Genomic DNA, 25616 nt, shown 5'->3' on the forward strand with positions numbered 1-25616 from the left:
AAATTTTCTTGCCGGCGCATTGCAGGTTTTGCATCCCCGTACGGAAAGCAGAAAGAAACCACCGTACAGGGAGATGTTTGTGTCCGCTTCAATCCACACCCGCCTGCGCGCACCGCTGACCGCCGGCCGTCAAGCCGTGCTGGCCGTGTCGTGCGCCGGGGCGCTGGCCGCCGGCGCGCCCGCGGCCTGGGCGCAGTCCGCGCCAGCCGCCGACGCGGCGGCAGCCGCCAATGGCCAGCGCAGTTTCCAGATTCCGGCAGGGCCGCTGGCCGATGCGCTGACACAGTTTGCGCGCAGCGCGGGCGTGGTGCTGTCGTTCGATCCGGCGCTGGTGCGAGGCCGGCGTTCGGACGGGTTGAACGGCGCGTATACGGTGGGCGCCGGCTTCTCGCGCATCCTGGCGGGCAGCGGCCTGCAGGCGCGCGCGCAATCGGGCAACACGTGGACGCTGGCGCCCGCGCCGGCCTCCGCGGGCGATACGCACACGCTGGCGCCCGTGACGGTCACGGGCATGCCGGACAGCGCCTATGCGCCCACGGTGGGCTACGTGGCCACCGCCAGCGCCAGCGCCACCAAGACGGACACGCCGCTGATCGAGACGCCGCAGTCGGTGTCCGTGGTCACGCGCGAGCAGATCACCGAGCAGGGCGCGCAGACGCTGAATCAGGTGCTGCGCTACACGGCGGGCGTGGCCACCGAGTCGCGCGGCGCCACGGCGACCCGCCTGGACCAGTTCAACGTGCGCGGGTTCTCGGCGTCCACGTACCTCGATGGGCTGCGCGTGTTCGGCGGCCGCGATGCGCTGCCGCAAGTCGATGCCTTCCGCCTTGAGCGCGTGGACGTGCTCAAGGGGCCGGCGTCGGTCATGTACGGGCAGGGCGGTCCGGGCGGCGTGGTGAACCAGGTCAGCAAGCGGCCGCTGGACGAGCCGCTGCGCGAGGTGGAGCTGCAGGTTGGCAATTACGACTTCCGCCGCGCCAACTTCGACTTCGGCGGCCCCATCGACGAAGAGGGCAAGTACCTGTATCGCCTGGTGGGATCGGGCTACATGTCGGACGGCCAGGTGCAGGACACCAAGGAACGCCGCTACTTCGTGTCGCCCGCGTTCGCCTGGAAACCCAATGCCGATACCTCGCTGACCATCCTGACCAATTTCCAGCATGATCCCGACATGGGGTCGTACGGCGCGGTGCCGGCCATGCGCACCTTGCTGCGCGCGCCCGACGGCTTCCGGCTGCCCGCCGATTACTACGATGGCGACGCCAATTTCGAAAAGAGCGACCGCAAGAGCTACTCGCTGGGCTACATCCTGGACCATCGCTTCAACGACACGTTCAAGGCCTCGCAAAGCCTGCGCTGGACGCACTCGGACGCCAAGTACCGCAGCGTCTATGGCGCGATGACCAACTACTACGGCTATACGGACAGGACCTACCTGTACCACCAGCGCGCCTCGATCGCGACCGACGTGGATGTGGGGGCGCTGACCATCGACAACAACCTGCAGGCCCGCTTCAACACCGGCAAGATCGGCCACAACGTCCTGGTGGGGTTCGACTACCAGCACGTCAAGACCGACACGCTGTCGGGCTTTGGTTCCGCGCCTGCACTCTACGTGAAGAACCCGGACAATTTCCAGAACATTCCCGTGCCGGCGTTCTCCAGCGACGCGACCACCACGCAGTACCAGACCGGCGTGTATTTCCAGGACCAGATCAAGATCGACCGTCTGTCGTTCCTCTTGGGCGGGCGCTACGACTGGTCGCGCAACTTGGGCGAGACGACGGCGATCGCCTCGGGCCGCGTCACCCCGTCCAAGCTGAGCGCCGAAGCGTTCTCGGGCCGGTTCGGCGCCATCTACAACTTCGACAACGGCGTGGCGCCGTACTTCAGTTACTCGGAATCCTTCGAGCCGCAGTCGGGCACCGGCTGGAACAACACGCCGTTCAAGCCGATCGAGGGCAAGCAGTACGAAGTGGGCATCAAGTACCAGCCGCCGGGCTCGGCCACGATGCTGACCTTCGCGGCCTTCGACATCCGCCGCGAGAACATGACGACCACCGACCCGGATCCGACGCACCTGTGCGGCACGGCGGGTGGACGCTGCTCGATCCAGGCGGGCGAGCTGCGCACGCAGGGCATCGAACTCGAGGCCAAGACCGAGCCGATGCGCGGCCTGTCGCTGATTGCCGCCTACTCGGTCATGAACAACGAATACACCAAGGCCTATCCGAATGCGGCGGGCTTCGATCTGACCGGCAAGACCCCCGCCGCGCTGCCGTCGCAGCAGGCGTCGGCCTGGGCGCGCTACCAGCTTCTGGAAGGCCCGCTGGCCGGCCTTGGCGTGGGCGGCGGCGTGCGGTACATCGGTTCGTCGTACGCCAACGAGGCCAACACGTTGAAGGTGCCGAAAGTCACGCTGGTGGACCTGATGCTGGACTATGACCTGGGCCGCGCCTCGCCCGCGCTCAAGGGCATGCAGGTTGCGCTGAACGTGCAGAACCTGTTCGACAAGGAGTACATCGCGTCGTGCTCCGGCGAGTCCTGGTGCTGGTTCGGCTACCAGCGCTCCATCAAGGCCAGCCTGCGGTATCGCTGGTAAGCAAGGTTGGCCGTTCCCGTATTAACGAGAATCGTTATAATTCAGGCCGGCCACGTCCCCGCAACCACCTAGAACTCCCGTGAAAGCTCCCGCAGCCGGCGCAGGCATGATGCGCTACCGATTGGCCGTATTCTCCCGCGCGACGGCCGCCATCCTGGGCGGCTATGCCCTGGCCTCGGCGGCGGCCGCCTGTCTGGCGGTCTGGCTGCCCTTGGGGCGGCCCGATGCCGTGACCGCGGCGCAGTTGCTGTCCTTCGTGGTCTATGCCTGCGGGGTGATCTGGGTGTTTGCCACGCGCAACGCCTGGCGCGCCTGGGCGGGCATCCTGGTCCCCGCCGCGCTGCTGGGCGGAATGTTTCTGGCGCACCGGCTCGTGGGGGCGGCATGAAGGCGGCCAAGACCAGGCATCCCGGCGAAGAGGGCATGCGCCAGTCCATGTCGTGGTTGCATACGTGGGCTGGCCTGATTTTCGGCTGGGTGCTTTTCGCGATGTTCCTGACCGGCTCGCTGGCCTTCTTCCGGCCCGAGATCACGCGCTGGATGCAGCCCGAGATCCAGGTGCAGCCGGCGCCCGCCGTCCAGGCCGTCGCCACGGCGCAGCGCTATCTGGCGGAAAACGCGCCTGACGCCAAGCGCTGGTTCATCACGCCGTCGTCCGACCGCGAGCCCCTGATCCAGCTGCTGTACCAGACCGCCAAACCCAAGCCGGGCGAGCGCGGATTCGTGCGCGTCAAGCTGGACGCGGCCACCGGCCAGGCCGTGACGCCGCGCCAGACCCGCGGCGGCGACTTCTTCTACCGCTTCCATTTCGAGCTGGAAACCGCGTTTCCGTGGGGACGCTGGCTGGCCAGCATCGCGGGCATGTTCATGCTGGTGGCGATCATCAGCGGCATCATCACGCACAAGAAGATCTTTGCTGATTTCTTTACCTTCCGGCCCGGAAAGGGCGGCCAGCGTGCCTGGATGGACGGCCACAACGTGCTGTCCGTGCTGGGCCTGCCGTTTCACCTGATGATCACCTTCAGCGGCCTGGTGCTGTTCATGGTGATGCTGATGCCGGCAGGCATCCAGGCCGTCTACGACAATCCGCGCGATTACACCAACGAGGTCTTCAAGGCCTTCAAGGTCACGCCGCCGCTGAACCAGCCCGCGCCGCTGGTTCCGATTGCCCCGTTGGTGGCGCAGGCCGAGCAGCAGTGGCAAGGCCGCGTCGGCCGGGTGACCGTCAACAATCCCAATGACGCGGGCGCCACCATCACCATCAGCCGCCACGTGGGCGACGGCGTGTCGTACGGGCTGATGGCGCCGTTCATGCGTTTTGACGGGGTGACGGGCGCGCTGCAGGAGTCCGAGGCCGGCCGCAGCGCGACCGCCCTGACTGCGGGCGTGATCACCGGCCTGCACCTGGGCCTGTTCGCCGAACCGGTGCTGCGCTGGCTGTATTTCATCGTCAGCCTGGCCGGCACGGCCATGGTGGCCACGGGCCTGGTGCTGTGGATCGCCAAGCGCCGCCAGAAGGCCCGGCCGGGCGACGCGCGCGAAGAGTTCTCGCTGCGCCTGGTGGACGGCCTGAACGCGGGCACCATCGCGGGGGTCGTGTTCGGCGTGGCGGCGGTGTTCCTGGCCAACCGGCTGCTGCCCGCCGACATGCCCGGCCGCCAGGTCTGGGAGGTGCGCGCCTTCTTCATCGCCTGGGGCCTGTCGCTGGTCTATGCGTTTCTCTTCCAGCGGCGCAAATGGCAGGACCTGCTGGCGGTGGCCGCCGCCGCGCTGGCCCTGGTGCCGGTGGTCAATGCGCTGACCACCCACCGGCACCTGGGCGTCTCGTTGCCGCAGGGCGACTGGGTGATGGCGGGTTTTGACCTGACGTGCCTGGCAAGCGCCCTGTTTTTTGCATGGATGGCGCAGAAGGCGGCGCGGGCCCGCAAGGCGCCCGCCCGATCCGCGGGCAAGCCGCGCGCCGCGCGCGCCCAGGCCGTCAAGTCCGCCGCCGCTGCGCCCGCCGCGCACGACCCCGCCGTGCCGGCCGCCGTGCACCGCACCGCTTTCGAACCGCGAGGTGATACGCCATGACGCTAGCCGCCTTCTGCCTGGCCTATGCCGGGTTTTCCGCTCTGTGCCTGGCCATGGACCGTCACTACGAAGATCTGTTCGACCGCGCCTTGCCGCGCCGTCATCGGCTGCCGTTGCGGCTGTTCGGCTGGACGGCGCTTGCGCTGTCGCTGTGGGCGTCCGCCGCGGTCTGGGGCTGGAGCTACGGGACGGTCGAATGGATCGGCATTCTCAGCATCGCCGGCCTGCTGCTCATCTGGTTCCTGACCTTCCGTCCGCGCGCGGCGCTGACCGCGGGCGGCCTGTGCGCGCTGGCCGCGCCCGTGCTGGCGGTCTGGTAGGCGCGGGCTGCGTTGCGGGCGGGCAGGGCCGCGCTGCGGCACGTTACACTGACGGCTTCCCCTAGCAACCGCCTTCTCGCCTCATGAATACCCGCGTCCTTACCGGCATCACCACGACTGGAACCCCCCATCTCGGCAACTACGCGGGCGCGATCCGTCCGGCGGTGCAGGCCAGCACGCAGCCCGGCGTCGACGCATTCTTCTTTCTGGCGGACTACCACGCGCTGATCAAGTGCGACGATCCGGCACGCGTGGCGCGCTCGCGCCTGGAAATCGCCGCCACGTGGCTGGCGGTCGGCCTGGATGCCGAACGCGTGACGTTCTACCGCCAGTCGGACATCCCCGAGATCCCCGAACTGAGCTGGCTGCTGACCTGCGTGACGGCCAAGGGCCTGATGAACCGGGCGCATGCGTACAAGGCGTCGGTCGACCAGAATGTGGCCAAGAACGTGGATCCGGACGACGGCATCACCATGGGGTTGTTCTCGTACCCGATCCTGATGGCGGCCGACATTGTCATGTTCAACGCCAACAAGGTGCCGGTGGGCCGGGATCAGATCCAGCATCTGGAAATGGCGCGCGACATCGCGCAGCGTTTCAACCACCTGTACGGACGCGACTATTTCTCGCTGCCGGAAGTGGTCATCGAAGAAGACGTGGCGACGCTGCCGGGGCTGGACGGCCGCAAGATGTCCAAGAGCTACAACAACACCATCCCGCTGTTCGAAGGCGGCAAGAGCGCATTGCGCGCCTCGGTGATGCGCATCGTGACCGATTCGCGCGAGCCGGGCGAACCCAAGGATGCCGAATCCTCCCACCTGTACACGCTGTACCGCGCGTTCGCCACGTCCGAGCAATCGGCGGCGTTCCGTCAGCAGCTCGAAGCGGGCATGGGCTGGGGTGACGCCAAGCAGGCGCTGTTCGAGCACCTGGAAGCGCTGCTTGCGCCGATGCGCGAAAAGTACGTCGACCTGATGGCCAATCCGGGCCGCATCGAAGACATCCTGCAAGCCGGCGCGGCCAAGGCGCGCAAGCTTGCCGTGCCCTTCATGCAGGAACTGCGCGAGGCCGTGGGCCTGCGCAACCTGAGCGCGGCCGCCACGGCAGGCAAGGGCGCGCAAGGCAAGAAGGAAAAATCCAAGGGCGCGCGCTTCGTCAGCTTCCGTGACGAGGACGGCGGCTTCCGGTTCCGCCTACTGGCGGCCGACGGCGAGGAACTGCTGCTGTCGCAGCGCTTTGCCGATCCCAAGGAAGCGGGCGCCTTGATGCGCCGGCTGCAGTCCGAACCCGCTGACAACGTCCTGCAGGCGCAGGCAGAGGGCTATGCGGCAGTGGTCGATGGCGTGACCGTCGCCACCGGGCCCGAGGGCATGCAGGGCGAGCCCGCGGCGCGCCTCGCCCGCACCCGCGAAGCGCTCTTGTCGCTGGCGCAGGAATAAACGGCAGCCGAAGACGGCGCGGGCAGTCCGCGCCGTCGCGCATGCAGCTCAGCTGCTTGCTCCATTAACAGTGCAAAAAAATCCCGGCGCATCGGGCGCCGGGATCTGGATAGGGCAGCGGATTGGCAGATCAGCGCTTGAGCTTGGCGAATGCGTCGGCCATGGCGCTGTTCATCGATCCGGCCGCGCCACCCGCGTTGCGGCCGCCATCGCCCTGACGGCGGGGACGGTCACCGCCCTTGGGCGCATCGGCGCTGCGGCGGGCCGGCGCGGCGGTGTCGTTCAGGCGCATGGTAAGCGCCACGCGCTTGCGCGCGGCATCCACTTCCAGCACCTTGACGCTGACCGTCTGGCCCACGCGCACCACATCGCGCGGATCCTTCACGAACTTCTCGGCCAGCGCCGAGATATGCACCAGGCCGTCCTGGTGCACGCCGATGTCCACGAACGCGCCGAAGTTGGCCACGTTGGTCACCACGCCCTCCAGCACCATGCCGGGGTACAGGTCGTTCAGCGTTTCCACGCCTTCCTTGAACTGTGCCGTCTTGAACTCCGGGCGCGGGTCGCGGCCGGGCTTTTCGAGTTCGGCGAAGATGTCCTTCACGGTGGGAAGGCCGAAGCGCTCGTCGGTGAAGTCGGACGGCGACACGCCCTTCAGGGCCTCGCGCTGGCCGATGATCTGCTTCACCTCGGTCTTGATCTTGGCGACGATGCGCTCGACGACGGGATAGGCTTCCGGGTGCACCGCCGACGCGTCCAGCGGGTTGTCGCCGTTGGGGATGCGCAGAAAGCCTGCGGCCTGTTCAAACGCCTTGTCGCCAAAGCGCGGCACCTTGCGCAGGACGTCGCGGGTGGGGAACGCGCCGTTCTCGTCGCGGAAGGCGACGATGTTCTTGGCCAGCAGCGAATTCAGGCCGGACACGCGGGCCAGCAGCGCGGCCGATGCCGTGTTCACGTCCACGCCCACCGCGTTCACGCAGTCTTCGACCACCGCGTCCAGCGAACGCGCCAGTTCGCGCTGGTTGACGTCGTGCTGGTACTGGCCGACACCGATGGCCTTGGGGTCGATCTTGACCAGTTCGGCCAGCGGGTCCTGCAGACGGCGTGCAATGGACACGGCGCCGCGCAGCGTGACGTCCAGGTCGGGGAATTCCTGGGCAGCGGTTTCCGATGCGGAATACACCGACGCGCCTGCCTCGGACACGACGACGCGGGTGACCTTCAGGTCGGGGAAACGCTCCATCATGTCGCCCACGAGCTTTTCGCTCTCGCGCGAAGCCGTGCCGTTGCCGATGGCGATCAGATCCACCTTGTGGCGCGCCACCAGCGCGGCCAGCGTGTTGATCGTGCCGTCGCGGTCGCGGCGCGGTTCGAACGGGTACACGGTGGTGGTGTCGACGACCTTGCCGGTCTGGTCGATGACCGCGACCTTGCAGCCCGTGCGAATGCCGGGATCCAGGCCCAGCACCGCCTTGGGACCGGCGGGGGCGGCCAGCAGCAGGTCTTTCAGGTTGGCGGCGAACACGCGGATCGCCTCGGCTTCGCCGCTTTCGCGCAGGCGGCCGATCAGTTCGCTTTCGAAGGCGGTCAGGAGCTTCACGCGCCAGGTCCAGCGGCAGACTTCACCCAGCCAGCGCGCGCGCGGCGTGGCGTCCAGCGCGAAAAGGCCATTGCCCAGCTTCAGGAAGTTGGCGATGCGGGCCACGCACGGATGCGGCGTCTGCGCTTCGAGGTCGGCTTCCAGGCCGAGGCGCAGTTCAAGCACGCCTTGCTGACGGCCGCGCAGCAGCGCCAGGATGCGGTGCGAGGGCAGGGTGCGCAGCGGCTCGTTGAAGTCGAACCAGTCGCGGAAGTTGGCGCCTTCGGTTTCCTTGCCTTCGATCATCTTCGAGTACACGAGGCCGGTGGACCACAGGTGCTCGCGCATGTCGGCCAGCAGGTCGGCGTTTTCCGCGTAGCGTTCGGCCAGGATGTCGCGCGCGCCATCGAGCGCCGCCTTGGCGTCGTTGATGGAGGCTTCGGGATTCAGGTACTGCGCGGCCAGGGCTGCGGGATCGCAGGCGGGATCGGCCAGGATGGCGTCGGCCAGGGGTTCCAGGCCGGCTTCGCGGGCGATCTGGGCACGCGTGCGGCGCTTGGGCTTGTACGGCGCGTACAAGTCTTCCAGGCGCTGCTTGGTGTCGGCCGAAGCGATTTCCTGCTGCAGCTCGGCCGTCAGCTTTCCTTGCTGCGAAATGGATTCCAGGATGGCGCCGCGGCGGTCTTCGAGCTCGCGCAGGTAGCCCAGGCGGACTTCCAGGTTGCGCAGCACGGTGTCGTCCAGACCGCCGGTCGCTTCCTTGCGGTAGCGGGCGATGAAGGGCACGGTCGCGCCGTCATCCAGCAGTTCCACCGCCGCAGCGATTTGAGAGGCGCGGGCGCCCAGCTCGGTGGCGAGCTGCGCGACGATGCGGGCGTTGTCGACGCCGGCGGCGACGTTCGTGATAGTGGAAGTTTCAGACATCTCTATACGACGGCAAAAAGGGAAAACGAGGGGCGGATTGTGCCATAAGCCGTTGTTACGGAACGTGGCAGAAGGGACTGATCCGTCCCTTTGCCAACGGCGTTGCGGCAGGCCGCAAGCCGGAAAACTAAGCGGCAGCGGGTATCATTTGGGACCCTACACAAGGCTGCTGTAATGCTGGACCTGGACATATCCGAATTCTTTGACGAGGACGGGCCGCTGGCCACGGCCTTGCCCGGCTACAAGCCGCGTCCATCGCAGGTGGAACTGTCGCAGGCCATCGGCCAGGCCATCCAGGACCGTGCCACGCTGGTGGCCGAGGCCGGCACCGGCATCGGCAAAACCTGGGCGTACCTTGTACCCGCCTTCATCCAGGGCGGCAAGGTGCTCATCTCCACCGGCACACGCACCCTGCAGGATCAGCTCTTCGCGCGCGACCTGCCGCGCGTGCGCGCGGCGCTGGCCGCGCCCGTGACCGCCGCGCTGCTCAAGGGCCGCGGCAATTACGTGTGTCATTACCATCTGGAGCGCCTGCAGGGCGACGAACGCGCGCTCAAATCCCGTTCCGAAATCCAGCAGCTTCGGCAGATCCAGGTGTTCGCGGGTATCTCCAAAACGGGCGACCGCGGCGATCTGGCGCAGGTGCCCGAAGACGCCGACATCTGGCAACGCGTCACATCCACCCGCGAAAACTGCCTGGGCCAGGAATGTCCGCGCATCCGCGACTGCTTTGTCGTCAAGGCGCGCCGCCAGGCACAAGAGGCCGACGTCGTCGTCGTCAACCACGCGCTCTTCATGGCCGACCTGATGCTGCGCGAAGAAGGCGTCACGGACCTGCTGCCCGAAGCCGACACCGTCATCTTCGACGAAGCCCATCAATTGCCCGACACCGCCACGCGCTTTCTGGGCAACAGCGTGTCCACGCACCAGCTCATGGATTTTGGCCGCGCGCTGGAAGTCGCGGGGCTGGCCTACGCGCGCGAAGCCGCCAAATGGAGCGACGTCAGCCGCCAACTGGAAACCGCCGCGCGCGAACTGCGGCTGGTCTGTGCGCCGCTGGACAAGATGCCGGGCCGCAAGGCCACGTTCGAGGCCATTCCCAACCCCGAGGAATTCGACGTCGCGCTGCTGTCGCTGCGCGAGGCTGTGGACAGCGCCACCAAGGCGCTGGGCGCGGTGGCCGAAAAACATCCGGACCTGCTGGCGGCAGCGCGCATGGGGGCCGAGATCTCGGTCAAGCTCAAGCGCTGGGCCACACCCGGGCGCAGTACCGGCGCGCATGACGACGAGGGCTGGGGCCGCGACGACCAGGCGCCCGTGCAAGGCCCGCTGGGCGACGGTCCTTCGACGCCCGCGGCCCTGCTCGAAGGCGCGGCGCTGGCCGAGCAATGGACCGGCCCGGCCGTGCGCTGGGTCGAGCACGGACTGCACCATGTGCGCCTGCATTCGGCGCCGCTGTCGGTGGCGCAGGCTTTCTCCAAATTCCGCAAGCCTGGCCAGGCCTGGATCATGACCTCGGCCACGCTGTCGGTGAATGGGGAGTTCACGCACTTCACCAGCCAGCTTGGCCTGGAGTCTGCACGCACCGGCAAGTGGGAGTCCCCGTTCGACTACCCCGAGCAGGCGCTGCTGTTCGTGCCGCGCGGCATGCCCGAACCCCAATCGCCGCAGTTCCTGGACCGCTTCGTGCAGACCCTCATGCCGTTGCTTGAGGCCAGCCCGGGCGGCACGCTGGTGCTCTGTACGACGCTGCGCGCGGTGGACAAGGTGGCCAATCTGCTGGCCGATGCCTTTGACGATGCGGGCCATGACTGGCCGCTGCTCAAACAAGGCGAGGGCACGCGCCGCGATCTGCTCGACCGCTTCTGCAAGCTCAAGCACCCGGTGCTGGTGGGCAGCGCCAGCTTCTGGGAAGGCATCGACCTGCCGGGCGACGTGCTGACGCTGGTGGCGATCGACAAGCTGCCGTTCGCGCCGCCCGACGATCCCGTCATCGAGGCCCGTCTGCGCGCCTGCCGCGCGCAGGGCGGCAACCCATTTGCGGAATACCAGCTTCCGGAAGCCGCCATCTCGCTCAAGCAGGGCGCGGGCCGGCTGATCCGCACGGAATCGGATTGGGGCGTGCTGATGGTGGGTGACGCCCGGCTGGTGGAAAAGCCCTATGGCAAGCGCCTGTGGCGCGGTCTGCCGCCGTTTGCGCGTACGCGCGAGCTGGAAGAGGTGCTGGCGTTCTACCGTCGCAAGCGCGGACCGGACGACGAATAGACCGGCGCAAGGAACGCGGCTCCAGGCGGAGCCGCCCGCGCCGCGCAGGCAAAAAAAAGCCCTTCAATATTGAAGGGCTTTTCTCTTCCCATGCGAGCGGAATCAGTGGAAGGGATTCCACCAGCTCTTGTCGGCCTTCAGGCCCTTGGTGCGGAACTCGCTGTTCGGGAAGTTCTTGTCGTAGACGCGCTGCGCGTCGTTCTTCAGGTCGGTCATGTTCAATTTGTCGTACGACTGAACCATCAGGTAGAGCGCCTCTTCGGTGGCGGGGGCGCCCTCGAAGTCGGTGATGACGGTCTGCGCGCGGTTGGCGGCGGCCACGTAGGCGCCACGCTCGTAGTAATAGCGGGCGACGTGGACTTCGTTCATGGCGATGGTGTTGACCAGCCACGCCACGCGCTTTTCGGCGTCCACACTGTATTTGCTTTCCGGGTAGCGCTTGATCAGCTCGGTAAAGGCGTCATAGGACGCGCGCAGGCCCTTGGGGTCGCGCTCGGCCGGATCCTGGCCGGTGAGGTTGCTCATGAAGGCGCTGGCCGGCGTGAAGTTGATCAGGCCCTTCAGGTAGAGCGCGTAATCGGTGCCGGGGTGATTGGGGTACAGCTGCTGGAAGCGGTCGATGGCGGCAAGCGCCTGTTCGTTTTCGCCGTCTTTCCAGTTGACGTAGGCCAGTTCAAGCAGGGCCTGCTGCGCGTAGACGCCGAAGGGGTAGCGGCTTTCGATGGCGGTCAGGCGCTCGCGAGCTTCCTTCCAGCCGCCCGACGACATTTCGGCCTTGGCGTCCGCGTAGAGTTGTTCTGCGCTCCAGTTGGTGGTCTTGTCGTACTTGCTGTCCGCCCCGCTGCAACCAGCGATGACGATGACGGCAAAAAGCGCGATGACCACGCGCAAAACCGACCCGCTGCGGGATGCGGGGTTCGAGGGAGCTGCAGGGTGGTGAATCACGAGAATCGTATCCTTGGTGTTAGCATGGCAGGCTGATTATATGATTTGTCTCCATGTCTGATACAGCCGCCCGCGCAGATCTTGTTTCCGACGAGAGCGCCGACGAAAATCTCGACGAATCCGGCCGCCCCGAGCCGCAACTTGTAACCGTGCCGTCGGCCACGCGCGCTGACCGGCTGGACAAGGTCCTGGCGGGCCTCTTGCCCGACCATTCCCGCAATCGCCTGCAAGGCTGGATCGAATCCGGCAACGTCCTGGTCAACGGGACGCCGGGCAAGATCCGCCAGACGGTCGGCCCTGGCGACGAACTCACCATCTGGGCCCAGCCCGCGCCCGACGCGCAGGCCTTCACGCCTGAACCCGTCGAATTCGGCGTGGTGGCCGAAAGCCCCGACTGGATCGTCGTCAACAAGCCGGCGGGCCTGGTCACCCACCCGGGCGCCGGCAACTGGAGCGGCACGCTGCTCAACGGCCTGCTGCATCGTTATCCGGAACTCGCACAGGTCGCCCGTGCGGGCATCGTGCACCGGCTGGACAAGGACACCTCCGGCCTGATGGTGGTGGCCCGCAACGAAATCGCCCAGACTCACCTCGTGCGCCAGCTTCAGGCGCGCACCATGGGCCGCGAATACGTGGCGCTGGCGCACGGATGGCTGGCCGCTGCGGGCAAGGTCGACCGCGCCATCGGGCGCGATCCGCGCGTGCCGGTGCGCATGAGCGTCGAGCGTCCCGTCGCGCCCAAGCCGGCCATCACCAATTACGCGCCGGCCCGCCGCGGCTCGGTCGATCCGGGCGGGCGGGTGACCGAAGTGGTGTGCCGGCTGGAAACGGGGCGCACCCACCAGATCCGCGTGCACATGGCCAGCCTGGGGCACCCCCTGCTGGCCGACACGATCTACGGCGGCAAGAACATCGCGGGGGCAGAGCGCCAGATGCTGCACGCCCGCGCGCTGCATTTCGACGACCCGGGCGGCAAGGGCGACGTCCAGTTCGCCGCGCCCGTGCCCGCCGACATGGCGCAGGTCCAGGAGAACATTGCATGGAACGCCTGATCGCAGGCCTGCCCGTCGTGACGGGCCCCGACTGGCAGGGCGTCACCTACTTCTGCACGACCCGCGCCGGCGGCGTGGGCGTGGCCCCGCACGACACCCTCAATCTGGGCCTGCGCGCCCAGGACAACCCCGAGGCCGTGGCCGAGAACCGGCGCCGGGTTTGCGCCGCAGTGTCCGCAGACCCCCTCTGGTTGCGCCAGGTCCATGGCAGCGAGGTCGTCGATGCGGACGCGCCGGACGTGCCGGCCGAGCCCGCGGTCGACGCCAGCGTCACGGCCCAGCCCGGCCGCGTGCTGGCCGTCATGGTGGCCGATTGCCTGCCGGTGGTCATTGCCGATGCCGAGGGCACGGTGCTGGGTGCGGCGCACGCCGGCTGGCGCGGCTTGGCGGGCGGGGTGCTTGAAAACACGCTGCAGGCCATGCGGGCCAAGGCGCCGCAGGCGTCCGGCTGGCGCGCCTGGGTCGGACCCGGCATCGGGCCGCAGCACTTTGAAGTCGGGCAGGACGTGCTGGACGCGTTCACCGCCGACGATCCCGCGACGACGCGCTTTTTTGCGCCGCGCCCCGGCCTTGCCGGCAAATGGCTGGCCGACCTCGCCGGATTGGCCGATTTCCGGCTGCGGCGTGCCGGTGTACAAGAGGTGTCCCTCAGCGGGGAATGCACGGTGACGCGCGCGGACCGGTACTTTTCCTACCGCCGTGACGGCGTGACCGGACGCATGGCGCTGCTGGCCTGGTTGAGCCCGGTTTGACTCCGCGCAAAGGTCGGGGCCGGGCTTGCGTTTTACCGTAGTAAGCCTCCTTGTATACCCGCATTGACAGTCCTGAAACCGGAATGCAACATCAATCGCGAAGTTTCGATAACAAGGTGTCGAAGTGAATGCCAATCTCTCCGCAGGTCCCATTCCGGTGAGCGTGGCACCGGAAGTCCTGGCTGACATCCAGGCAGAGTTCTCGCGCGAATGGCAACGCCTTTGCGACGATGCCCGGCGTGGCGCGCTGGCCCCGCCGTCCGATCGCCGTTTTTCCGGCGACGCCTGGGCGGCGAATGCTTCGCACCTGCTCCTGGCGCACACATATCTGCTGTCCGCGCGCGCCATGCAGCGCATGGTCGATGCCGCGCAGGTCAGCGAGCCCATGCGCGACCGCCTTCGATTCTCGATCATGCAGTGGGTCGACGCGCTGTCGCCGGCCAACTTCCTGGCGCTCAATCCCGATGCCCAGCAGTCCATCGTCGAAAGCGCCGGCCGCGCGCTGAACGAAGGGCTGGCCAATCTGTTGGGCGACGTGCAGAAGGGCCGCATCACGCAGACCGACGAGTCGCAGTTCGAGATCGGCCGCAACGTGGCCACGACGCCCGGCGACGTGGTGTTCGAAAACAAGCTTTTCCAGCTGATCCAGTACGCGCCCTCGACCGCCACCGTGTACGACCGGCCGCTGGTCATCGTGCCGCCGAACATCAACAAGTTCTACATCCTCGACCTGCAGCCCGAGAACTCCTTCGTGCGTCACGCGGTGGGGCAGGGTTACACGGTCTTCCTGATTTCCTGGCGCAATCCGGTCGCTTCCGATACCGACGGCGTGGACCGCGCCACCTGGTCGGACTACCTGGACGACGCGGTGCTGCAGGCGCTGCGCGTGGCCAGCGACATCACCAAGCAGCCGCAGGTCAATGCGCTGGGCTTTTGCGTGGGCGGCACGATGCTGGCCTCGGCGCTGGCGCTGGCCGAAGCGCGCGGCGAGCACCCGGTGGCGTCGCTGACGCTGCTGACCTCGCTGCTCGATTTCCACGACACCGGCATCCTGAATGTGTTCGTTGACGAGGCCCACGCGCTGATGCGCGATCATCAACTGGGCAACGGCGGCCTGATGCCGGGCCGCGATCTCGCCACCACCTTCTCGTTCCTGCGGCCCAACGAACTGGTCTGGAACTACGTGGTGGGCAACTACCTCAAGGGGCAAAAGCCTCCGGCCTTCGACCTCCTGTTCTGGAATGGCGACAGCACGAACCTGCCGGGGCCTTTCTTTTCCTGGTATTTCCGCAATACCTACCTCGAGAACAATCTCAAGGTGCCGGGCCGCGCGCAGGCCGCCGGCCTGCCGCTGGACCTGACGCGCCTGCGCATGCCCGCCTATATATTCGGCTCGCGCGAGGACCACATCGTGCCTTGGGTGTCGGCCTACGCGTCCACGCAGGTGCTTCGCGGGCCGCAGCGTTTCGTGCTGGGCGCGTCCGGCCACATCGCGGGCGTGGTCAATCCGCCCGCCAAGAAGCGTCGCAGCTACTGGGTGGCCGATGCGCTCGAACAGCAAAGCCAGCCGCTGCCCGGCGACCCCAACACCTGGTTTTCGCAGGCGGTGGAGCACCCCGGCAGCTGGTGGCCCGATTGGACCAGTTGGCTGGCGGGACATTCGGGCAAGCAGATCAAGGCGAGGACAAAGGCAGGCAATGCCAAGTACCGGCCGATCGAGCCGGCGCCTGGCAGATATGTAAAGGTCCGGGCGGCCTGATACCGCGCACTGCGGTCCGGTTCCCGGCAGAAAGATGTTTAATCAACGAGGCGTCCGTCGCACACAGGAGGAAGTCCAATGAGCGGAAAACTGGCTTACGTAACAGGCGGGATGGGCGGGATCGGCACCTCTATTTGCCAGCGCTTGGCCAAGGATGGCTTTCGCGTCGTGGCAGGTTGCGGCCCCAGCCGCAACTACCAGCAATGGCTGGATGAGCAGGCCGCACAGGGTTTTACGTTCTACGCGTCGGTGGGCAATGTGTCCGATTGGGACTCCACCGTTGCCGCCTTTGAAAAGGTGACGGCCGATCTCGGGCCGGTGGATGTGCTGGTCAACAACGCGGGCATCACCCGCGACGGGTTGTTCCGGAAGATGAGCGCCGACGATTGGCGCGCGGTCATCGACACCAACCTGAACAGCCTGTTCAACGTGACCAAACAGGTCATCGACGGCATGGTCGAGCGCCAGTGGGGGCGGATCATCAACATCAGCTCGGTCAACGGCCAGAAGGGGCAGTTCGGCCAGACCAACTACTCCACGGCAAAGGCCGGCATCCATGGGTTCACGATGGCGCTGGCGCAGGAAGTGGCCAGCAAGGGCGTGACCGTCAACACGATCTCGCCGGGATACATCGGCACCGACATGGTTCGCGCCATCCGGCCGGACGTGCTGGAAAAGATCATTGCCACCATTCCGGTGCGCCGCCTTGGCACGCCGGAGGAAATCGCCTCCATGACCTCGTGGCTGGCGTCCGATGAATCCGGCTTTTCGACCGGCGCGGATTTCTCGCTGAACGGCGGCCTGCACATGGGCTGACGCGACGTGGGCCGCCCCTGGGCGGCCCGCTGGCGCTGTACGGCTTCGGGCAGAGGGCCGTACGGCATTACACTCACATTATTCGAAGCCTAAAGAGATCGCCCGATCCGGGGACAACCATGACGCAAGCACAACCCGGCGCCAGCCTGCGCCTGATTAAAAAATACCCCAACCGTCGCTTATACGACACCCGGACCAGCACCTACATCACCCTGGCAGATGTCAAGCAACTGGTCCTGGCAAACGAGGAATTCCAGGTCGTCGACGCCAAGAGCAGCGAAGACCTCACGCGCAGCATTCTCTTGCAGATCATCCTTGAAGAGGAGAGCGGCGGCATGCCCATGTTCTCTTCGAACATGCTGTCGCAGATCATCCGTTTCTACGGCCACGCCATGCAAGGCATCATGGGTTCTTACCTCGAGAAGAACATCCAGGCATTCATGGAGATCCAGCAGCGCATGGCCGAGCAGTCCAAGGGCCTGTACGGCAGCCAGTTCGGGCCGGAAGCCTGGACGCAGTTCATGAATGTGCAGACGCCGATGCTGCAGAACATGATGAACAACTACATCGACCAGAGCAAAAACCTGTTCGTGCAGATGCAGGACCAGATGCAGGATCAGACCCGCGCCATGTTCTCGACCTTCCCGTTCACGCCGGGCAGCAACCCGGGCTCCGGCCGCAAGTAATCCCGCCGGATGCCGGGCCGATGTGGCCCGCCGCAGTCAAAAAAGCCGCCTTGGCGAATGCCAAGGCGGCTTTTTGCCAATTGACTGAACGCAATGATCCGGCACTTTTAGTCGGCCCAGGTTCAGGGTTGTGTCAGCAAAATCCACTAAATTAATGAAAACGGTTCTTGTTTGTGTTTTGAGAGCCGCTATTTTCTTTTGTGTCTCAAGGATTATGCACATGATCAAGAAAGCCTTGGCGCTGGCCATTGTCGCGTTGAGCGTGTCCGCCGCCCATGCGGCCGAATACCCCATCGGCAAGCCTGTCGAGAAGGGCGGAATGGAAATCGGCGCGGTGTACCTGCAGCCGATCGAAATGGATCCGCCCGGAATGATGCGTCCGGCCAAGGATTCCGACGTGCACCTGGAGGCCGACATCCACGCCACCGCCGGCAACAAGACGGGCTTTCCTGAAGGCGAATGGGTGCCTTACCTGGTCGTGAACTACGAGATCCAGAAGGTCGGCAGCCAGAACGTCCAGAAGGGCACGTTCATGCCGATGGTCGCCAACGACGGGCCGCACTACGGCGAAAACGTCAAACTGGAAGGCCCGGGCAAGTACAAGCTCAAGTACACGATCCTGCCGCCGACCGCGAACAAGATGAGCCACTTCGGCCGCCACGTCGACAAGGAAACCGGGGTGGGCGACTGGTTCGAGCCGTTCGACCTGGAATATGAGTTCGTGTACGCCGGCACCGGCAAGAAGGGCGGTTACTGATCGTGCGCCGCCTGCTTCGCGTACTTGCCGCAATGCTGATCGGCCTGGCCGGCGTGGCGGGCATGGCGCCCGCGCAGGCGGACGAGCTGCCCACGTTCACCTTGCGGTTCAAGCCCGACGGCACATTCGAGCCCGCCACGCTCGAGGTCCCGGCGGGCCGCTTCAAGATCGAACTCATCAATGAAAGCAATGAGCCGGTGGAATTCGAAAGCATTCCGCTGCGCAAGGAAAAAGTCCTGGGACCGGGGGTGAAATCCTTCGTGGTCATCACCATCTCGCGTCCGGGCGAGTATCCCTTTTTTGACGACTTTCACCAGAGCGTGAAAGGCACCTTGGTCGTCAAGCCCAAGGAATAACGCGGCACCAAAGCATGGAACAGGTACTTTTCATCGTCTGGCGCGAGAGCGTCGAAGCCCTGCTCGTGGTGGGCATTCTGTACACCTGGCTGCGCGCCACGCCGGAAGGCAAGCGCGGCCTGCCTTACCTGTGGGGCGGCGTCGCGGCCGGGCTGGTGCTGGCCGTCGCGCTGGCGCTGGTGCTGCTGGGCGTGTCCTCCTGGCTCAGCGATGAAGGTCAGGAATGGTTCCAGGCCATCATGTCGCTGGCGGCGTGCGCGTTGGTGGTGCAGATGGTCGTGTGGATGAAAAAGCACGGCCGCACGCTCAAGGGCGAGCTCGAAAGCGGGGCGCGCGCGTCCGTGGCGAACGACAACTGGTGGGGCCTCCTGGTGCTGGTTGCCATCGCCGTCGCCCGCGAAGGCAGCGAGACCGTCGTGTTCCTGTACGGCACGGTGTCGGCGGGCGAGGGCGGCAGCGACATGCTGATGCTGGCTGTCGCCGGCGTCGCGGGTTTCGCCGTGGCGCTGCTGACGTTCTGGCTGCTGCAACTGGGCGGCAAGCTCATCACGTGGCGCCGCTTCTTCTTCGTGACCGAAATCCTGCTGCTGCTCCTGGCCGGCTCGCTGCTGGTGGGCGGGCTGGATCACCTGATTTCCCTGGATGTCCTGCCGACCCTCGTGGACCCGGTGTGGGACAGTTCCTGGCTGCTCAGCGACAGCTCGGGCGTGGGCAAGGTGCTGGCCGACTTCGCGGGTTACCGCGCGCTGCCGGCGCTGACCTCGGTGCTGCTGTGGGTGGCCTACTGGATCATCGTCTGGGCGCTTCTGCGCTGGGCGGGCGGACGGCCCGCACCCGTGGCCGCCGCCCGGGGAGCATCCTGATTCCGGTTTTTTTCCGGACTGAATATTTGAAGGTTTGACCATGGCTGCTGCACTCGGGAGGGCAACCTCCCGCATCGCCGACTTCCTCCGTGACCATGCCCCGCTGTTGCGCAAGCTGCAGTGGGGCATTGTCGCGTTGTACGCGTTCCTGCTGATCGTGCCGGCGCTGCTGCCGCTGCCCGACAACGCGGCGTCGGTGTTCAACAACCTGACCGTCGTGGCGCAGTTCGCGTTCTGGGGCGTGTGGTGGCCGTTCGTGCTGATCTCCATGCCGATCCTGGGACGCGCCTGGTGCGGCTGGCTCTGTCCGGAAGGCATGCTGACCGAATGGGCCAGCGAGCGCGGCCAGGGCCGCGCCATTCCGAAATGGATGCGCTGGGGCGGCTGGCCGTTCGTGGCCTTCGCGTTGACGACCATCTACGGACAGCTCGTCAGCGTCTACCAGTACCCGCTGGCGGTGCTGGCCGTGCTGGGCGGCTCCACGGTGGCGGCCATGATCGTCGGCTGGCGTTACGGCCGCAGCAAGCGCGTGTGGTGCAAGTACCTGTGCCCGGTCAATGGCGTGTTCAATCTTCTGGCCAAGCTGGCGCCGTGGCACTTCAAGGTCGACGAAGAAAAGTGGCGCCATCCGGTCATCCGCATCGAACCCATCAACTGTGCGCCGCTGGTGCCGCTGCGCCACATGAAGGGCGCGGGCGACTGCCACGTTTGTGGCCGCTGCAGCGGCTATCGCGGCGCCATCGCGCTCACGCCGCGCTCGCCCGAGGAAGAGATCGTTCACGTGGCCGATGGAGATCCGTGGCAAACGGCGTTGCTGTGCTTCGGCCTGATGGGCATTGCGATCGGCGCGTTCCTCTGGAGCGCCAGCCCCTGGTTCGTGACGGCCAAGCAGTGGGCCGCGACGTGGCTGGTCGAGCACGACATCCTTTGGCCGCTGATGGACAACGCGCCGTGGTTCATCCTGACCCATTACCCCGACGTGAACGACAGCTTCTCGTGGCTGGACGGCGCCGGCATCCTGCTTTTTGTCGTCGGCGCCACGGTGTGCGTGGGCGGCGCGACATTCCTGTCGCTGTGGATTGCGGACCGCATTGCGCCCGCCGCACCCGTGCCGCAGGCGCCCCTTAATTCCCATGCTGCCCATGCACCGGTATCGCGCTGGGGGCGGGCCGGCTTGCACAAGCTGGCGCAGGCGCTGATTCCGTCGGCCGGCATTGGCGTGTTCCTGGGCCTGTCCGCCACGACGATCACGTTGCTCAAGCATGAAGGCGTGCAGGCGGCATGGGCGACGCCGGTCCGGTTCACGCTGCTGACGCTGGCGGTGCTGTGGACGCTGCGTCTCTACGCCCGCTTGCTGAACGCGCGTCCGGTTGGCATGGCGCGCAAGCTCGGCGCCGGCCTGGTGCTGGCGGCAGGTCTGGTGCCGTTCTGCATCGCGTGGGTGCTGTTCTTCGCGGTCTGGTAAGCGGGCGTGCCAGCGCTGCGATAAAGTTGGGGACCGCGCCGGCGTTGCCGGCGTCATCCCTTTCAGCTTTTCGCCATGGCTTCTTACGCGTTCCGACTTCTCAACGTCTTTGCCGATTCGACGTTCAGCGGCAATCAGCTCTGTGTCTTTGAAGACGCTCGCGGCATGGACGACGCCACCATGCTCAATCTCGCGGCGCAATTCAATCTGTCCGAAACCACGTTCATCCTGCCGTCCGAGCGGGCCGACGCGCGCGTGCGCGTCTTTACGCCGGGCTTTGAAATGAAGTTTGCCGGGCATCCGGCCATCGGCACCGCGCAGGTCGTGCGTGACCTGCGGCAGGCCAAAGACGCGGTGACGCTGGAGTTTCAGGCGGGCGTCGTGCCCATGATTGCCCAGGGCGATGCCTGGACCTTCACCGCGCCTTGTCCGGACGGCGTGCGCACGGCCACGTCGGCGTTGGACCGCGCGGGCATCGCGGAACTGATGGGACTGTCGGAGGAGGACCTGGCAGCCGACCCGATCTGGGTCGACACCGGCGCGGACCAGTTGCTCGTGCCGGTTGCCAATGTGGATGCAGTGCGGCGCGCGGTCCCGGACGTGTCGCTGCTGAACCGGTGGCAGGCCAGCGCGCTGGGGCGCAAGACGATGTATCTGTTCGCCTTCGACGAAGGCAATTTTCAGTCGGGGCGGCAGGTGGTGGTGTCCCGCTACTTCTATGCCAAGCCCGGCGGCGGCATCAACGAAGACCCCGGCACCGGTTCGGCCTGCGCCAACCTGGGCGGCTGGCTGCTGCATCGCAAGGCGGCGCTGCCGGCAAGCTTGCTGGTCGAGCAGGGGGACCAGACCGGCCGTCCATGCCGCCTGCTTCTGGATGTCCTGGCAGACGGCCGCATCCTGGTCGGCGGGCGCGCGCTGGAAATCGGGCGCGGGACCGTCACTCTATAGCATTGGCGCTCTCCGGACCGCGAACGTGAAAACGGCGCCTGTGTTTGCACAGGCGCCGTTTTCAAATCCGGCGTCGAAAGTTCGATGCCTGATTACTTGCGGTTCTTGGCCGGATCAACCTTGATGTTGTTCTTGACCTGCTTCACACCCTCGACGCCACGGGCGACCGTCGCGGCATGATCCGCTTCGGCAGCGGTACCGACCGTACCGGTCAGCGTGGCAACGCCGTTGTTGGTTTCAACAGCGATTTCCAGGGCGCTCAGCTGCTTGTCGGCCACGAAAGCGGCCTTGACCTTGGTGGTCACGGTGGCGTCGGACGCGTATTCACCCACGGACTGTTTCGGCTTGCCGTCGTCGGCGGCAAAAGCCATGGAAGTGAAGACAGCGCCCGTACCCAGTGCGGCGGCGGCGATCAGCTTGCGAATTTCCATAGTAATGCTCCTTTTTTATTGGTGTTCAGCGCGTTCGTGACGCAATGACTAACTAAAAACGTTCAGGTGCTCGTTCTATTTCTTGCGGAAGGCGCCGCCCAGAATGGACAGCAGTGCCAGAACCAGAAAGACGAAGAACAGGATCTTGGCAATCCCCGCGGCGCCGGCGGCGATGCCGCCGAAACCCAGGACAGCCGCGATGATCGCGATGACGAAGAAAACTACGGCGTAATGCAACATGACAGCTTCTCCTGGTGTTTATGTAGATCAGGGATTACGGTCGAAGAAATCCCGGACTTCCTTTTGCGCCTCTTCCTTGGTCTTGCCGTAGCGCTCCTGGATCAGACCAGCCAGGCGTTCGGCATTGCCCTCGGTGCGGGTCAGCTCGTCGTCGGTGAGTTCACCCCAAGCCGCCTTGGCCTTGCCCGTCAGTTGCTTCCACTTTCCGGCGATGATGTCGTTATTCATGGTGACCTCTCTCTGGTTACGTGCGGCGGCAGGTTCATGGCCTATGAAGCTGCCGTGACGCGGTGTGTTGGGTACTGATCAGCTAGGTTCTAAGCTACGAGTCGCCCCCTGGGGCTGTCAAACGACGCTGTGGAGAAATGTAACTGCGCCAATGTGGAAAAAGCCCCGTGTTTGAGACGAGAAATCGCGTCCCGGGAGCGAGCGTGCCGAGTTACATTTGAGCAACGATTTGACCCCTTTTGAGCGCGGCTAGTAACCGATCCGCTCGAACGCCAGCAATGGCGCGGGTGGCCGGGCGGTCCGCGGGCCGGTATAGTCCACGGGGAGCCGGCTGGCGGTTCGACACATCCGAAGGGAGAAAGCCCGCATGACGAAACGACTTTGCAGCGCGATCTTGCTGGCGCTGGGCGCCATGGCTGCCGTGGGATGCACCCATGTGACCGATAGGTATCAGGCTTCGGCACCCGTGGCCGCGCCGCACGCCTAAAGCGGTCAGGACAAAAAAACGGGGCGCCTGAGCGCCCCGTCTTCGTCCCGCGACCCGGTCAGGGCTGCGCGATGCGCTGGGCGATGTGCGCCAGCGCTTCTTCCACCTGATCGACCAGGATCAGGCACAGATCGCCCGGGTTCAGGCGCGACAGCGCCGTGTCGATCGCCAGGAACTCGCCGTGGATCTCGTCGATGTGCGTGGTGCGGCTGGCGCCCACCAGGCCCTGCTGCAGCAAGGCCAGCACTTCGCCGTCCTCGCGGCCGCGTTGGCATTGATCCTGGTAGAGCAGCACGTCGTCGAAGGCGGCGCCCAGGATCTCGGTCTGCATGCGGATGTCTTCGTCGCGGCGGTCGCCCGCGCCGCTGATGACGACCGAGCGGCGCTTGGCCGGCATGGCGTCCACCGCGCGCACCAGCGCCTGGATGGCGTCGGGGTTGTGGCCGTAGTCGGCGATCACGGTCGCGCCGCGGTAATCGAACACATTGAAGCGGCCCGGCGCCGTCTGCGCATCGTTGACGAACGTGGCCAGGCCGCGGCGCACCACGTCCCAGCCCAGGTTCAGCGCCCATGCCGCCGCAATCGACGCCATCGCGTTCTCGACCTGGAAGGTGATCGTGCCGTTGCGGGTGAGCGGAATCTCGGCCAGCGGGAAGCGCACTTCGTCTGCGCCCTGCGCCGCCACGATGGCATCGCCATCGCGGTACACCGACCGCAGGCCCTGCGCGCGGTGCGTGGCCAGGACGGGATGATTGCGGTCTTCGGCAAAGTAGGTGATCGCGCCCGGGCAGCTCGAAGCCATTTCGGCCACGATCGGATCGGCCGCGTTCAGCACCGCCATGCCGCTCGGATGCACATGCTGGACGATCACGCGCTTGACCACGGCCAGGTCCTCGACCGTGCTGATGTAGCCCAGCCCCAGGTGATCGCCCATGCCGATGTTGGTGACGATGGCGACGTTGCAGCGGTCGAACGCCAGCCCTTCGCGCAGGATGCCGCCACGCGCGGTTTCGAACACGGCGGCGTCCACGTCCGGATGCATCAGCACGCTGCGCGCGCTGCGCGGGCCGCTGCAGTCGCCGGTGTCGATGCGCAGGTTGTCCACGTACACGCCGTCCGAATTCGTCATGCCCACGCGGTTGCCGGCCACGCCCAGCAGATGCGCGGTCAGGCGCACCGTGGTGGTCTTGCCGTTGGTGCCCGCGACGGCCACGACCGGGATGCGGCCGTCCTCGCCGTCCGCGAACATGTTGGCGATGATGGCTTCGCCCACCGCGCGGCCCTTGCCGAACGAGGGGTTCAGGTGCATGCGCAGGCCGGGCGCGGCATTGACCTCGACCACGCCGCCGTGCTGCTCTTCGAGCGGGTAGTGCACGCTTTCGGCCACCACATCCACGCCGCAGATGTCCAGGCCGATCATGCGGGCCGCGGACACCGCGCGCGCCGCCATTTCCGGGTGGACCTCGTCGGTCACGTCGGTGGCCGAGCCGCCCGTGCTGAGGTTGGCGTTGTTGCGCAGGAAGATCAGGGTGCCGGCGGGCGGCACGGAATCGGCGTCAAAGCCCTGCTTTTTCAGCGTCGCCAGGGCGATGTCGTCAAAGCGGATCTTGGTCAGGGACGTCGCGTGGCCATCGCCGCGCAAGGGGTCGGCGTTGACCTGGTCGACCAGTTGGCGGATCGTGTGCTGGCCGTCGCCCGTGACTTGCGGAGGATCGCGGCGCGAGGCCGCCACCAGCGCGCCGCCGACCACCAGCAGGCGGAAATCGTGGCCGGGAATGTAGCGTTCGACGATGACCTCGGAACTGATTTCCTCGGCCACTTCAAAGGCCCTGATCACGCGCTCGCGGGTCTCGATGTTGACCGCGACGCCGCGGCCCTGGCTGCCGTCGCGCGGCTTGACCACGACCGGACCGCCCAGTTCCTGCGCCGCTTCCCAGGCCTCTTCGGCGCTGGTCACGGAACGGCCCATCGGCACCGGCACGCCGGCGGCGTCCAGCAGCATCTTGGTCAGGTCCTTGTCTTGCGCGATGGATTCCGAGATGGCGCTGGTCAGATCGGTTTCCGCGGCCTGGATGCGGCGTTGCTTGCTGCCCCACCCGAACTGCACCATGCTGCCTTGCGTCAGGCGGCGGTACGGGATGTTGCGCGCCGTGGCGGCGTTCACGATGGAGCCGGTGCTGGGTCCCAGGCGGACGTCTTCGTCCAGTTCGCGCAGACGCTTCAAGGCGTCGGCGATGTCGAACGGCGTGTCATCGAGCGCGGCGCGCACGAGGTCCTGAGCCAGTTCCATGGCCAGCTTGCCGACTTCTTCTTCGCTGTACTCGACCACGACCTGGAACACGCCGGGCTCGATGGTGGAGGCCGTGCGGCCGAACGTGACGGGGCAGCCGGCGTGCGCCTGCATCGTCAGCGCGACGATCTGCAGCACATGCGCGATCGACACCGCGCCCTGATGGCCTTCGGGACGCAGCAATCCGGTCTGCGGCAGGCGCGCGCGCAGGCGGGCTTCGAACTCGGGCAGGTTATCGATGGAGCATTCGGCATCGCCGCAAGACACGATGGCCTCGATGGCGGTGTTCTTGCTCCACAGGTTGGGGCCGCGCAATGCTCGGATACGGGAGACTTCCAT

22 protein-coding genes are annotated in these 25616 nt (G+C 66.2%); 16 read left to right on the top strand and 6 right to left on the bottom strand.

Features of this window, described 5'->3' with window-relative positions:
• Positions 1 to 73 precede the first annotated feature (73 nt).
• From V6V88_RS06820 to V6V88_RS06840, 5 genes are all read left to right on the top strand, one after another.
• Complete coding sequence (locus V6V88_RS06820; RefSeq protein ID WP_338618560.1) at positions 74 to 2602, top strand: TonB-dependent siderophore receptor; 2529 nt, start codon at positions 74 to 76, stop codon at positions 2600 to 2602.
• A 79-nt stretch (positions 2603 to 2681) separates the two neighbouring features.
• Entirely contained in the window at positions 2682 to 2990 is a 309-nt protein-coding gene (locus V6V88_RS06825; protein WP_152383745.1) for a DUF3649 domain-containing protein, read from the top strand.
• Positions 2987 to 4675 carry a PepSY-associated TM helix domain-containing protein gene (locus V6V88_RS06830; RefSeq protein WP_338618561.1) on the top strand — a complete coding sequence of 563 codons (1689 nt, stop codon included), beginning with the start codon at positions 2987 to 2989 and terminating at the stop codon, positions 4673 to 4675. The genes V6V88_RS06825 and V6V88_RS06830 overlap by 4 nt, the downstream gene beginning before the upstream one ends.
• Positions 4672 to 4995 (top strand): DUF3325 domain-containing protein, encoded by a 324-nt coding sequence (locus tag V6V88_RS06835; RefSeq protein WP_056322155.1) that lies wholly within the window; start codon positions 4672 to 4674, stop codon positions 4993 to 4995. Before V6V88_RS06830 ends, V6V88_RS06835 begins: the two co-directional genes overlap by 4 nt.
• Before the next feature lie 83 nt (positions 4996 to 5078).
• A complete protein-coding gene (locus tag V6V88_RS06840) occupies positions 5079 to 6434 on the top strand; it encodes a tryptophan--tRNA ligase (protein WP_338618562.1) in 1356 nt (451 codons plus the stop codon).
• A gap of 130 nt (positions 6435 to 6564) precedes the next feature.
• Here the strand turns inward: V6V88_RS06840 and tex are convergent, their stop codons facing one another.
• On the bottom strand, positions 6565 to 8937 hold the full coding sequence (gene tex, locus V6V88_RS06845; protein ID WP_142050182.1) for an RNA-binding transcriptional accessory protein Tex: 2373 nt from the start codon (positions 8935 to 8937) through the stop codon (positions 6565 to 6567).
• A 174-nt stretch (positions 8938 to 9111) separates the two neighbouring features.
• Between tex and V6V88_RS06850 the strand changes: the two genes are divergently transcribed.
• Positions 9112 to 11202, top strand: a complete 2091-nt coding sequence (locus V6V88_RS06850) for an ATP-dependent DNA helicase (RefSeq protein WP_062838570.1) — start codon at positions 9112 to 9114, stop codon at positions 11200 to 11202.
• A gap of 102 nt (positions 11203 to 11304) precedes the next feature.
• Here V6V88_RS06850 and V6V88_RS06855 read toward each other — a convergent pair whose 3' ends face one another.
• Positions 11305 to 12093: an outer membrane protein assembly factor BamD gene (locus V6V88_RS06855; RefSeq protein ID WP_280002436.1), complete on the bottom strand. Its 789-nt coding sequence runs from the start codon at positions 12091 to 12093 to the stop codon at positions 11305 to 11307.
• Between the two features lie 107 nt (positions 12094 to 12200).
• On the opposite strand from V6V88_RS06855, the gene V6V88_RS06860 reads away from it, so the two are divergent.
• The 10 genes from V6V88_RS06860 (at position 12201) to V6V88_RS06905 (ending at position 21601) form a co-directional block, all read left to right on the top strand.
• Positions 12201 to 13199: an RluA family pseudouridine synthase gene (locus tag V6V88_RS06860; protein ID WP_056322167.1), complete on the top strand. Its 999-nt coding sequence runs from the start codon at positions 12201 to 12203 to the stop codon at positions 13197 to 13199.
• The gene (gene pgeF / locus V6V88_RS06865) at positions 13187 to 13951 is read left to right on the top strand and encodes a peptidoglycan editing factor PgeF (protein ID WP_280002421.1); all 765 of its coding nucleotides are present in this window, start codon (positions 13187 to 13189) and stop codon (positions 13949 to 13951) included. Before V6V88_RS06860 ends, pgeF begins: the two co-directional genes overlap by 13 nt.
• A 124-nt stretch (positions 13952 to 14075) precedes the next feature.
• Positions 14076 to 15710 (top strand): class I poly(R)-hydroxyalkanoic acid synthase, encoded by a 1635-nt coding sequence (gene phaC, locus V6V88_RS06870; RefSeq protein ID WP_338618565.1) that lies wholly within the window; start codon positions 14076 to 14078, stop codon positions 15708 to 15710.
• Positions 15711 to 15788: 78 nt separating this feature from the next.
• Positions 15789 to 16526 carry a 3-ketoacyl-ACP reductase gene (locus tag V6V88_RS06875; protein ID WP_056322174.1) on the top strand — a complete coding sequence of 246 codons (738 nt, stop codon included), beginning with the start codon at positions 15789 to 15791 and terminating at the stop codon, positions 16524 to 16526.
• 119 nt (positions 16527 to 16645) lie between these two features.
• A complete protein-coding gene (gene phaR, locus V6V88_RS06880) occupies positions 16646 to 17212 on the top strand; it encodes a polyhydroxyalkanoate synthesis repressor PhaR (RefSeq protein WP_056322176.1) in 567 nt (188 codons plus the stop codon).
• Positions 17213 to 17432: 220 nt separating this feature from the next.
• Positions 17433 to 17969, top strand: a complete 537-nt coding sequence (locus V6V88_RS06885; RefSeq protein ID WP_338618569.1) for an iron transporter — start codon at positions 17433 to 17435, stop codon at positions 17967 to 17969.
• 32 nt (positions 17970 to 18001) lie between these two features.
• Entirely contained in the window at positions 18002 to 18325 is a 324-nt protein-coding gene (locus V6V88_RS06890; protein WP_056322182.1) for a cupredoxin domain-containing protein, read from the top strand.
• Between the two features lie 14 nt (positions 18326 to 18339).
• Entirely contained in the window at positions 18340 to 19188 is an 849-nt protein-coding gene (locus tag V6V88_RS06895; RefSeq protein WP_338618573.1) for an FTR1 family protein, read from the top strand.
• 40 nt (positions 19189 to 19228) lie between these two features.
• A complete protein-coding gene (locus V6V88_RS06900) occupies positions 19229 to 20653 on the top strand; it encodes a 4Fe-4S binding protein (protein ID WP_280021263.1) in 1425 nt (474 codons plus the stop codon).
• Positions 20654 to 20728: 75 nt separating this feature from the next.
• On the top strand, positions 20729 to 21601 hold the full coding sequence (locus V6V88_RS06905) for a PhzF family phenazine biosynthesis protein (RefSeq protein WP_338618574.1): 873 nt from the start codon (positions 20729 to 20731) through the stop codon (positions 21599 to 21601).
• A 92-nt stretch (positions 21602 to 21693) separates the two neighbouring features.
• Here the strand turns inward: V6V88_RS06905 and V6V88_RS06910 are convergent, their stop codons facing one another.
• The 4 genes from V6V88_RS06910 to cphA form a co-directional block, all read right to left on the bottom strand.
• The gene (locus V6V88_RS06910; protein ID WP_056322192.1) at positions 21694 to 22032 is read right to left on the bottom strand and encodes a BON domain-containing protein; all 339 of its coding nucleotides are present in this window, start codon (positions 22030 to 22032) and stop codon (positions 21694 to 21696) included.
• A gap of 75 nt (positions 22033 to 22107) precedes the next feature.
• Complete coding sequence (locus tag V6V88_RS06915) at positions 22108 to 22272, bottom strand: DUF1328 domain-containing protein (RefSeq protein WP_006389411.1); 165 nt, start codon at positions 22270 to 22272, stop codon at positions 22108 to 22110.
• Between the two features lie 27 nt (positions 22273 to 22299).
• Positions 22300 to 22500: a CsbD family protein gene (locus V6V88_RS06920; RefSeq protein ID WP_008161759.1), complete on the bottom strand. Its 201-nt coding sequence runs from the start codon at positions 22498 to 22500 to the stop codon at positions 22300 to 22302.
• Positions 22501 to 23045: 545 nt separating this feature from the next.
• Positions 23046 to 25616: a cyanophycin synthetase gene (gene cphA / locus V6V88_RS06925; RefSeq protein WP_338618579.1), complete on the bottom strand. Its 2571-nt coding sequence runs from the start codon at positions 25614 to 25616 to the stop codon at positions 23046 to 23048.

The organism is Achromobacter sp. E1 (assembly GCF_037039475.1).
Taxonomy (GTDB): Bacteria; Pseudomonadota; Gammaproteobacteria; order Burkholderiales; family Burkholderiaceae_B; genus Achromobacter; species Achromobacter mucicolens.